Annotated in this window: 12 protein-coding genes, 2 tRNA genes and 1 pseudogene; all 15 read left to right on the top strand. The window is 64.7% G+C overall.

The window, feature by feature from the left end; all coding sequences use genetic code 11:
* Positions 1-199: EamA family transporter (locus tag ACNH6H_RS25685; RefSeq protein WP_418321160.1), on the top strand; the 199-nt coding region annotated here is incomplete at its 5' end.
* A 221-nt stretch (positions 200-420) separates the two neighbouring features.
* Positions 421-741: an HU family DNA-binding protein gene (locus ACNH6H_RS25680; RefSeq protein WP_418321159.1), complete on the top strand. Its 321-nt coding sequence runs from the start codon at positions 421-423 to the stop codon at positions 739-741.
* 17 nt (positions 742-758) lie between these two features.
* A tRNA-Val gene (locus tag ACNH6H_RS25675) sits at positions 759-834 on the top strand.
* A gap of 381 nt (positions 835-1,215) precedes the next feature.
* Complete coding sequence (locus tag ACNH6H_RS25670; RefSeq protein WP_418321493.1) at positions 1,216-2,187, top strand: peptidylprolyl isomerase; 972 nt, start codon at positions 1,216-1,218, stop codon at positions 2,185-2,187.
* 869 nt (positions 2,188-3,056) lie between these two features.
* Positions 3,057-3,133: transfer RNA gene (locus ACNH6H_RS25665), tRNA-His, on the top strand.
* Between the two features lie 334 nt (positions 3,134-3,467).
* Positions 3,468-3,707: a type IV pilin protein gene (locus ACNH6H_RS25660; RefSeq protein ID WP_418321157.1), complete on the top strand. Its 240-nt coding sequence runs from the start codon at positions 3,468-3,470 to the stop codon at positions 3,705-3,707.
* A complete protein-coding gene (locus tag ACNH6H_RS25655) occupies positions 3,635-3,796 on the top strand; it encodes a GspH/FimT family protein (RefSeq protein WP_418321155.1) in 162 nt (53 codons plus the stop codon). The genes ACNH6H_RS25660 and ACNH6H_RS25655 overlap by 73 nt, the downstream gene beginning before the upstream one ends.
* Positions 3,744-4,040: a GspH/FimT family pseudopilin gene (locus tag ACNH6H_RS25650; protein WP_418321153.1), complete on the top strand. Its 297-nt coding sequence runs from the start codon at positions 3,744-3,746 to the stop codon at positions 4,038-4,040. Before ACNH6H_RS25655 ends, ACNH6H_RS25650 begins: the two co-directional genes overlap by 53 nt.
* 5 nt (positions 4,041-4,045) lie before the next feature.
* A complete protein-coding gene (locus tag ACNH6H_RS25645; RefSeq protein WP_418321151.1) occupies positions 4,046-4,255 on the top strand; it encodes a type IV pilus modification PilV family protein in 210 nt (69 codons plus the stop codon).
* A pseudogene (locus ACNH6H_RS25640) lies at positions 4,237-4,332 on the top strand (hypothetical protein); the annotation flags it as partial. The gene ACNH6H_RS25645 and the pseudogene ACNH6H_RS25640, both read left to right, overlap by 19 nt.
* Positions 4,333-4,596 carry a hypothetical protein gene (locus ACNH6H_RS25635; protein WP_418321149.1) on the top strand — a complete coding sequence of 88 codons (264 nt, stop codon included), beginning with the start codon at positions 4,333-4,335 and terminating at the stop codon, positions 4,594-4,596.
* Positions 4,526-5,539 carry a PilW family protein gene (locus ACNH6H_RS25630; RefSeq protein ID WP_418321147.1) on the top strand — a complete coding sequence of 338 codons (1,014 nt, stop codon included), beginning with the start codon at positions 4,526-4,528 and terminating at the stop codon, positions 5,537-5,539. Before ACNH6H_RS25635 ends, ACNH6H_RS25630 begins: the two co-directional genes overlap by 71 nt.
* 6 nt (positions 5,540-5,545) lie before the next feature.
* Positions 5,546-6,100, top strand: a complete 555-nt coding sequence (locus tag ACNH6H_RS25625) for a hypothetical protein (protein WP_418321076.1) — start codon at positions 5,546-5,548, stop codon at positions 6,098-6,100.
* Positions 6,101-6,121: 21 nt separating this feature from the next.
* The gene (locus ACNH6H_RS25620) at positions 6,122-9,022 is read left to right on the top strand and encodes a pilus assembly protein (protein WP_418321078.1); all 2,901 of its coding nucleotides are present in this window, start codon (positions 6,122-6,124) and stop codon (positions 9,020-9,022) included.
* Positions 9,019-9,468, top strand: a complete 450-nt coding sequence (locus ACNH6H_RS25615) for a type IV pilin protein (protein ID WP_418321079.1) — start codon at positions 9,019-9,021, stop codon at positions 9,466-9,468. The genes ACNH6H_RS25620 and ACNH6H_RS25615 overlap by 4 nt, the downstream gene beginning before the upstream one ends.
* The last annotated feature ends 35 nt before the right edge of the window (positions 9,469-9,503 follow it).

Here is a 9,503-nt window from a genome sequence, read left to right as displayed (position 1 = left end):
CGGGCTGACGCTCGGCGGCAGTTCGCTGCTCTACCTGCTGATCCAGCGCGGCGCCGCGACCAAGGTCACCAGCCTGTTTTTTCTGGTGCCGCCGTGCACCGCATTGATGGCATGGCCGCTGTTCGGCGAGACATTGTCGCCGCTGGCGCTGGCCGGAATGGCGTTGACGGCGATCGGCGTTGCGCTGGTCGTCAGATGACTTCCGGGTTGCGCAGCGAGGAATCCGCTGCTGTCAATGCGGGGGAAAGTCCGCACAGCTTTGGCTTTCAATATCGGTCAGGACGAATAGAATCCGCTTCCCACGCCTGGGAGAGGGGCGGGCAACCATCCAGACGAAATTCCAACCCGGCAGCGCCGTCGGCCTGCGCTGCCGATTTTTGACATTCCAATGCATCACATGCACCGAGAGGGGAGTTATTCGTGAACAAGTCCGAACTGATCGAACACATCGCCAAGCAAGCTGACATTTCGAAGGCAGCAGCGGGTCGCGCACTCGAAGCACTGATCGGCGGCGTCAAGTCGACACTGAAAAAAAAACAACAGCGTGTCATTGGTCGGCTTCTCGGCACGTTCAGCGTCTCGAAGCGCGCCGCGCGCAGTGGGCGCAACCCCCGTACCGGGGCGGCAATCAAGATCAAGGCTGCGAAGGTGCCGAAATTCCGCCCCGGCAAGGCGCTGAAGGACGCGCTGAACGCACGACGAAGGCGCGCCGAGCGGCGGGCTACATTAACGCTCCGGTGACATCTCACAGGCACACCGGGTGCTTAGCTCAGTTGGTAGAGCGGCGCCCTTACAAGGCGTAGGTCGGGGGTTCGAGCCCCTCAGCACCCACCAATCCGGGACCGTCCGTGCCACCCGGTCTCGACCATGCGGCGGCAGCGGCAGGCCGTGCAGCTAGGCCCAGGTAAACTAGCAGAAAGACCAGCCCAAAGGCGAACCTCGGTTCGCCTTTGTTGCATCTGGGCTCGCCGCGTTGGTTCGCCGCCGTCGTCGCCTGACGACGGAGAGGCCATTGCCCGTCAGGCGCAGCCCCCCTGTGTTTTTGCCCGAGGCCATTCGACTGCTTCGACTTCATCCGCAAGCACACCCGTGTGCTGTTTCTCTTTCTGATCGTCCTGATCATCCCGTCGTCTTCGTTTTTTTCGGGCTGCAGGGCTATACCAACATGCGCACGCTCGAGCGTGCTCCTTAGTAGGTCGTCGCGACGGTAGATAGGTGACAGCGAGATCACGATGGGCCGAACTCGATGCGGCGCATCGCCAGCAGATCGAGCGGATCCGTGTGCAGCAGCCGAATGTCGATGTCAGGATGCTCGATACGCCCGAGATGCGGCTGCAGTCGCTCGATACCCTCATCCGCGAGCGCTTGCTCGAGACTGCTGCCGACAAGATGCACCTGGTGACGACCGATGCACGCATGGTGCGCATCTTCCAGAACGACTCGCAGTTCGAATTCCTGCGCCGACCCGATGGCAGCGTCAATTCCGACATCCTGGTCGGTCTGCACAAGGCATGTCGACCGAGTTGTTCGAGCAGCGGCTGCGCCGCGACATCTCGGCCAACCAGGTATTGCAGGGCGTCAGCGCAACCGTGCTGCCGCCGGCAGCAGCGGCCTCTGCCGCACTCGACGCCTTCCTGCAGCGCCGCGAGGTGCAGGTGCAACGCTTCGAGCCGTCGGCCTATGCCGACAAGGTCAAGCCGACCGACGACGAACTGCAGGCGTTCTACAAGGACAATGCCGCGCAGTTCCAGGCGCCGGAACAGATCGACCTCGAGTATCTGGTGCTCGATGCCGAGAAACTGGGGCAGGACGTCAAGGTCGACGAGGAAGAACTGCTGCGCAAGTACTACAAGCAGAACGAGGCCCGCTACAGCACGCCGCAGGAGCGCCGCGCCAGCCACATCCTGGTCGAGGTCGACCCGTCGGCATCCGCGGACGAGCGCGCCGCCGCGAAGGCGAAGGCCGAGGCACTCGCTGGCCGAGGTGCGCAAGGAGCCGCAGCGTTTTGCCGAAGTCGCGCAGAAGAACTCCGACGATCCGGGCTCGGCGGCCAATGGCGGCGACCTCGATTTCTTCTCGAAGGGCGCGATGGTCAAGCCGTTCGAGGACACCGTCTTCGCGCTGAAGCCCGACGAGATCAGCGACCTCAAGCCACCACCCATTTCGGCTACCACATCATCAAGCTGACCGGCGTGCGTGGCGGCGACAAGCACAGCTACGAGACGGTGCGTCCGGAGCTCGAAAACCTGCTGCGCCAGCAACTCGCGCAGCAGAAATATCAGGAAGCGGCGGTTGAATTCAGCAACTCTGGTCTGCAACTACAAGCAGGCCGACAGTCTCGCGCCGGCCGCCGAGAAGTTGAAGCTCGAGGTCAAGACCGCCAAGGGGCTGACCTCTGCGCTGCGGGTGATGCGACCGGTCCGCCGGCATCGCCGAAATTCCTCGAGGCGGTATTTTCGAGCGATTCGCTGCGCAACAAGCGCAATACCGAGGCGGTCGAGGTCTCGCCGACGCAGATGATCTCGGCCCGGGTCGTCAAGCATGCGCCGGCGCACACGCGGCCCTTCGAGGAGGTGCGCGAGCAGGTGCTGGCCGCGGTCACCGCGGAGCAGGCCGCCGAGCTTGCCCGCAAGGCCGGTGAGGCGCGGCTGGCCGAACTGAAGGCGTCGCCGCAAGCGGAGATGAAGGCAGCGCCGGTGGCGTCTGTCTCGCGTGCGCAGAGCTCCGGGCTGTCGCCAAAAGCCATCGACGCGGCGCTCGGCGCGCCCACACAGACGCTGCCGACGCTGGTCGGTGTCGATGTCGGGGGGCAGGGTTATGTCGTGCTGAAGGTCAACAAGGTGCTGGGCCGCGAGCCCGGCGTCGAGGGTGACGCCGAAGCGATGCGCAGCCAGTATGCACAGGCGCTGGCCGAAGCCGAGACCCGGGCCTACTACGAGTCGCTGAAGCGCCGCTTCAACGTCGAACGCAAGCCGCTGCCGTCGGCAACACCGGCAAATTGACCGCCGCAGGCGGCGGTCGCGACCGCCGTCTGGTTTATACTGCGAGGCTCTGCGGTGGCTGTAGCTCAGTTGGTAGAGTCCAGGATTGTGATTCCTGTTGTCGTGGGTTCGTAGCCCCATCAGCCACCCCACCTGACATCACGCGCCAGCACTGCGCCGGCACCGGCAACGCCAAGGCCCCTGAATCGACTGGATCCAGGGGCTTTTTTTATTGGCCGACGATTCCGTGGCTTACGGCGGCCTGGCCGACGATGCAGCGCTGCAACACAGGGGCGATGCCGGCGGTGACTGGTTGACCGGGGGAAAACGCCTGTCTGGCCGGCGTTCCGTGGTCGATAGCACGTCTGTTCGACCGTTCAACCCCCCCGATCGGCAACCGTCTCGTCGTCTTGGCCAGTTCCCAGGAGCAGCCTACAGCGCGGTGACAGCCTCCGCCGATAGCATCCCGAAGCCTTCTGTTCCGCGATGTCGACCCGCCTTGCCCCAACTGCCACGCTGCAGATGTGCCTGCGCTCCCGCATCCGCGGCGTGACGCTGATCGAACTGGTCATCGTCGTCGGCATCGTCGCGGTGCTGGCCACCGTCGTCGTTCCCGGCGTGATGGGGCTTTCAATGCGCGCCGGGTCGAGGACGTGGCGCGGCGGCTTGCCGACTCGCTGGCGCAGGCGCGGATCGAGGCGGTCAAGCGCAACGTGCCGATCCTGATCTGCGCCGACGCCGGCATCACCAACGGCAGCTGCAGTGCGACGCCGGCCGCTGCCGACTGGGGCGAAGGGCTGGCGCCTTTGTTATGACGTCAATGCCGATGGTGTCTGCGATGCCGGCTCGGCCGATGACCCGAACCCGATCCGCCTGCAGGTGGCCGTCAATTCGAATGTCAGATTGATCGGGCCGGCGAGCCGGATCCGCTTCAATCCGAACGGCAGCCTGACGGCGTCGAGTTTTGCCGATTTCGTGGCCACGCCCGGCCCCGGTGCGACGCCGCGCTGGCTGGTCCGGTTTGCCGCGTCCGGCGCGTTGTCGGTTCGCAAGGGGTGAAGCACATGCCGGCCCGCCCGCCCGCTCGCTCCGGCCAACCGGCGCACGCTTCGCGCTCGCGCCGTGGCTTCGCGATGATCGAGGTGCTGGTTGCGATGTTTTTGATCGCGATCTTCATGCTGGCGAGCGCCGGCACGCAGATCAGCGGCGCTGAAATTCCAGGAAAAGCGCCGACAACCGCGCGCGCGCGGTTGCGCTGGCCGGTGAAGTCCTGAGCGAACGGATCGAAGCCAATCTGTCCGCCGCGAACAACGGAAGTTATGCGGTTTCGTCGTCGGTGAGCCCGATCGCGATGACCAGCGACTGCTCGGCCGTGTATTGCACACCCGGCCAGATGGCGAATTTCGACCTCGCGCAATGGAGCAGCCGCGTCGCCGCCACGCTGCCGCTGCTCGATTTCAGCATCGTCCAGGGTTTGTCTGCCGCGGGTTTGGTCACCTACACGATCACGCTGAACTGGAACGAGCGGCGCGGGCCGCAGACCTATGCCCAAAGCGGCTCCACCGAGGTCCTCAGCCATGTGCTGGTCAAGACCGTCCGCAAACCCGTCGCCTGAGCGTCGCCGCGCTGCCTGCCGGCCGGGTGCCCGCGCCAGGCGCGCGCGCGGCCTGTCGCTGATCGAACTGATGATCGGCATCGTGATCGGGCTGGTGCTGATCACGTTCATGATTCGCGGTTTCGCCGCGTCGTCGGGCAATTCGGCGGTCAATTCGCTGGTCAGCGAATACCAGACCAACGGCCGCTACGCGCAGGAGACGCTGTCGCGCGAAATCCGCCATGCCGCGCTGAGCCCGCTGTTGTGGGATGCCTCGCAGATCGAGGTCACGCCAGCGGCAGCGGCGCGCAATTTCGGCTGCGGCGCTGGTGTCACGACGCTGGTCCGGCAAGGCCTTGCGGCGTCGAACGACAGCAACCCCTATTCCGGCAATTGCCTGGCGGCGGCCAGCGACCGCCAATATGCACGTGGCGACGTGCTGACACTGCGCCGGCTCGGCTCGTCGACCACCGCGAGCTTCAGTTCCAATGCACCGTACGCGCGCACATCGTATGCTGCGGGACGAATCTTCCTCGGCGGCGAAACGCCGCCGACCCCGCTGCCGCCTTTTTTCGACTATCCGGCGCTCAGCGATGTCTATTTCATCAATGAGTTCACGAACTCGCCGACCGAATCGCCGAAAGTGCCGGCGCTGTATCGGCTGACGTTGAGTGCCGGCGCGAATCCGGTGATGGTGCCGGAGCTGGTGGCGTCGAATGTCGAACACCTGCAGCTGCAGTTCGGCGTCGTCGACGGCTCGGGCAATGTGCGTTATTTCAATCCGGACGGCGTCACCGACTGGACCGCGGTCACGTCGGTGCGGCTGTGGCTGCTGTTGCGGGCGAGCGAGCCGGAGGCCGGGATGACCAGCGACAGCTACACGATGGCCGATGTCACCTACACGCCGGGCGACCGGTTCCGCCGCCTCGTGCTGACCAGCACGATCCAGGTGCGCAACCGCTGAACCGCAATGCGACATCCCGGTTTTCCGATTCGCCACCACCATCACCGTCGCCAACAGCGAGGTGCGACGCTGCTGGTGGTCGTCGCGCTGCTGCTCGGCATGGGATTGATGTCGTTGACGGCATTTTTCCTGTCGCGCGGCCAGTACCAGCTGGTCGGCAACATCCAGCATCTGCAGCAGGCCTTCATCCGTGCCGAAGCGACGTCGGCGGCCGCCGAACAATGGCTCGGTGTCTCGACCAATTCGCAGTCGCCCGGCTTTGCCGCCTATGACACGTCGCTGAAGGGCCTGTATCCGGCCGGCCAGCTGGCCGCGCTCGGGCGCGATCCGGCATCGATGACCTGGAACGACAGCAATTCGATTGCCAGCGCAGACGGGCGTTATCTGATCGAACAACTGTCGCGCGGCGTCAAGCTGCCCGGTGCCAGTGTTCAGCTCGGACAGCGCAGCAGCGGCTCGTGCAAATCGGTCGACCTGTTTCGCGTCGTCGCGAATTCCGGCTCGACGCGGGGTTCGTCGCGGCTGATCGAAACCATGTTTGCCACCGACGGCTGTTATTGAAGCCTGCGAAAGGACCTGAAGATGTTGCCCGCCATTCGCCTGCGCCTCGCGCCGACCCTGCTGAGCCTGACGGCGCTGCTGGCGGCGGGTTTCTTCATGGCGCGCTCGCATGCGACGATCCCGCTCGACATGCAGCCGGTGGCCTGGGTCGCGCCGCTCGACTTCAGCAGCTACAACCTGGCTCCCGGTACTGCGGTGGCCTTCCGCGGCGATCACATGCGTGCGACCTGGGATGGTGACCTGGTCGCCCACGCGATCGATGCCGCCGGCAACTGGAGCGTCAAGTGGCGTGCCCGCGAGCAGCTTCCCGCGGCCGGCTCGCGCAAGATCTTCACGTCGACCTCGTCGGGCGTCGGTGTCGCATTCCGCTGGAGCGGCGCATCGGCGATCAGCGCGGCGCAGCAGGCGACGTTGGGCGATGCGACGAACGGGCCGCTGGTGCTCGACTACCTGCGCGGCGACGCCAGCAACGAAACCAGCTCGAGCGCACCGGCCGGGCTGTTCCGTCAGCGTTTCTCGCGCATTGGCGGCGTGATCCACAGTCGGCCCTATGTCGATGGCAATGAGGTCTATGTCGGCGCCAACGACGGCATGCTCCATGCGTTCGATGCGGCGACCGGCGTCGAGCGTTTTGCCTATATCCCGTCGATGCTGTTTGCCGGCGGCAAGTTGCAGAGCCTGTCGACACGTTATTCCAGCGGGCTGGTCTATGGCGTCGATGCGCCGCTGACGATCGGCAAGGTCGGGACGTCGAAGCTGCTGTTCGCCGGCCTCGGCGCCGGTGCAAAAGGTGTGTTCGCGCTCAACATCACGAACCCTGCTCCGGCCAGCGAAAGCGCCGCCGCCGCGATGGCGCGCTGGGAAATCACCGCGGCGACGAGCGGGTATACCAACCTCGGCAACGTGATGGCGGCGACACAGCTGGTCAAGCTGAACAATGGCGAAACCGCATTGCTGGTGCCGAACGGCCTGAACAGCACCAACGGCCTCTCGTCGCTGTTTGTCGTGCGGGCCACCGACGGCGTCAGACTGGCCGAGATTTCGGCCGGCACCAAGCTGGCCGACGGCAGCTTCAATGGGCTCGGCGGCATCGCGGCGGTCGACCGCGACGGCAACGGCACGGTCGACTTTGTCTATGCCGGCGACCTGAAAGGCACGTTGTGGAAATTCGATCTGAGCGGCACCTCGCTGCCGACCAGTGGCACCGCGCTGTATACGCCCGATCCTTCCGTCACCCGGCCAATCACCGTCGCGCCCAGCGTCTCGCTGCATCCGAACGGTGGCTTCCTGATCAATTTCGGCACCGGCCGCATCTATTCGGATGCCGATCTGACCTCGACGGCGACCGAATACCTGTACGGCATCTGGGACAACGGCACCGTCACGACCAGCAGCCTGGTGACGCAGACCCTGACGACGCACAGCGTCGGATCGCCGGCGACGACCGTCCGCACCGCGAGCAGCAATGCCGTCAACTACGGCACCTCGACCAAGGGCTGGCGGATCGCGCTCGGCATTGGCGAACGCCTGGTCGGCGGCGATACGCTGACGGATTCCGGCCGCTATACGGTGACGACAACGGTGCCGAACAGCGGCGCCGGGCAGGGTGCCTGGCTGGTTGAAGTCACCGCGTTGACCGGAGCTGCGCCGAATGCGCCGTTTTTCGACTTGAACGGCGACGGCGCGGTCAGATCCGACAACAGCGACCGCGTCGTCAACGGCGCGACGACCGCGGTTCCGGTGTCGAAATTTCTCGGCCCCGGCGTTTTTTCGCAGCCGGTTCTGGCGCAGTTCAACAGCAGCTTCGACTTGCCGTTTTTCAACTACAACCCGAATATCGCATTGCCGTCGTACACCACGGTGATCACGACGACGCCGAGCAACAGCGGCGTGTTTGGCGGGCACTTCGACTTCGACATCTTCTACAACTGTCTGAGTACGGCAACGATCACCAAGGGCAGTTGCAGCGGACACAAACACACGCACGAATACGACGACAAATTCAACGTCGTCGGCGTCAACATGCTCAATCCCAGTGATCCTGCCTTCAACCTGTCGAATCCGCTGCCGGCAACATCGACGCAGAGTTTCAAGATCCTGATTGCCAATACCTTGTGGTCACCGGCGGCGACGATGGTGATCGGTGACACCATCAGCGGCCAGGCGTGGAAACTGCCGGTTTCGCCGGAGGGATTCCTGTCCGACACGCCGGGCGGCCCGGCGAAAGTGTTCACGCGCAACATTTCCAGCCTCAGCAAGTTCATCTATGTGCTGCCGCTGACCGCATTCGGCGCGAAGGACTGGGGTACCGGCCAGGTGCGCGCTGGATTGATCCCGACGACCACCGGATGCATCCAGTCGAATGCGAATCCGAGTGCGGCATGGATGGACGGCGCCTTCACGATCCAGGTTGTTGATGCGTCGGCGGGCGCGTCCGATGTGCAGGCCAATACGTCGTCGCTGTACGAGGCCAACGATCCGCCGGGCGGCTACCGGCTGAAGGACAACAATTCAGCGCGCAGCAAGCTGATCGTTCAGTACGCCACCTTCTGGCATGCCGGCAAATGCCGCACACAGGCGGGGTGGTCGATGGCGCCGCCGATCGATTCGTCGAGTGATGGCAGCGGGTCGTCGCCGCCCGGAACCGACGACCCGAAAGGTGAATATGCGTCGGGTGTCGTCGGCGGACCGGCCGGCGGCGGCACGACGGTCAAGCACAACTACGTCAACAACGGCACGACGATCGAGGTGCTCGTCAATACGGTCGTTGACGGCAGCGGCATCCGTCAGGTGCTGAGCACGACGTCGGGCACCGTCGTCAGCGATGTCAAGTCGACGTTCGGCAATGTGGCGAAAGCCGATCTGCAGATCGGACAACGGGCCCGGCTCGGCCGGCTCGGCTGGAAGGAGATCATTCGATGAATTCAGCGCGCAGACCTGGGGCAGGCCGGCCGGCTGCAAGGCGACGACTACTAGGCTTTACGCTGGTTGAGCTGATGCTCGTTGTCGTTGTCGTCGCGGTGCTGGCGAGCATTGCGCTGCCGAGCTACCGCGAATATATCCGGCGCAGCAGTCGCGAAGCGACGCAGTCGCAACTGATCGAGATGGCCGGCATCCAGGAGAAGATCTTTCTCAATTCGAATGCCTACGCCAACAATGTTGCCGCGCCTTACGACGGCAAGGCTTCGGGTGGTCTCGGCGCAGCCGGCGGCAAATCGCTCGACGGTCGTTATCTGATCACGGCCACCGTGAGCGGCGCGTCTTACGTGCTGACGGCCACACCGGTGGCCGGCGGGCCGCAGGACGGCGACGGTGTGCTGACGATCGCCTCGGACGGCAAACGAACCTGGGGCAGCAAGACCTGGTGAGCTGGCGGCCAGACGCCGGGCGGCAGCCTGCACCG

This window comes from Pseudideonella sakaiensis, assembly GCF_048320135.1.
GTDB classification, from domain to species: Bacteria; Pseudomonadota; Gammaproteobacteria; order Burkholderiales; family Burkholderiaceae_C; genus Ideonella_A; species Ideonella_A sakaiensis_A.
This window is presented reverse-complemented; position numbering and strand designations above follow the sequence as displayed.

Coding starts and splice junctions, on each gene's coding strand:
- ACNH6H_RS25620 (WP_418321078.1), top strand. CDS start 6,122: ATGTTGCCCGCCATTCGCCTGCGCCTCGCGCCGACCCTGCTGAGCCTG.
- ACNH6H_RS25625 (WP_418321076.1), top strand. CDS start 5,546: ATGCGACATCCCGGTTTTCCGATTCGCCACCACCATCACCGTCGCCAA.
- ACNH6H_RS25635 (WP_418321149.1), top strand. CDS start 4,333: ATGACCAGCGACTGCTCGGCCGTGTATTGCACACCCGGCCAGATGGCG.
- ACNH6H_RS25645 (WP_418321151.1), top strand. CDS start 4,046: ATGCCGGCCCGCCCGCCCGCTCGCTCCGGCCAACCGGCGCACGCTTCG.
- ACNH6H_RS25615 (WP_418321079.1), top strand. CDS start 9,019: ATGAATTCAGCGCGCAGACCTGGGGCAGGCCGGCCGGCTGCAAGGCGA.
- ACNH6H_RS25660 (WP_418321157.1), top strand. CDS start 3,468: ATGTCGACCCGCCTTGCCCCAACTGCCACGCTGCAGATGTGCCTGCGC.
- ACNH6H_RS25630 (WP_418321147.1), top strand. CDS start 4,526: ATGCCCAAAGCGGCTCCACCGAGGTCCTCAGCCATGTGCTGGTCAAGA.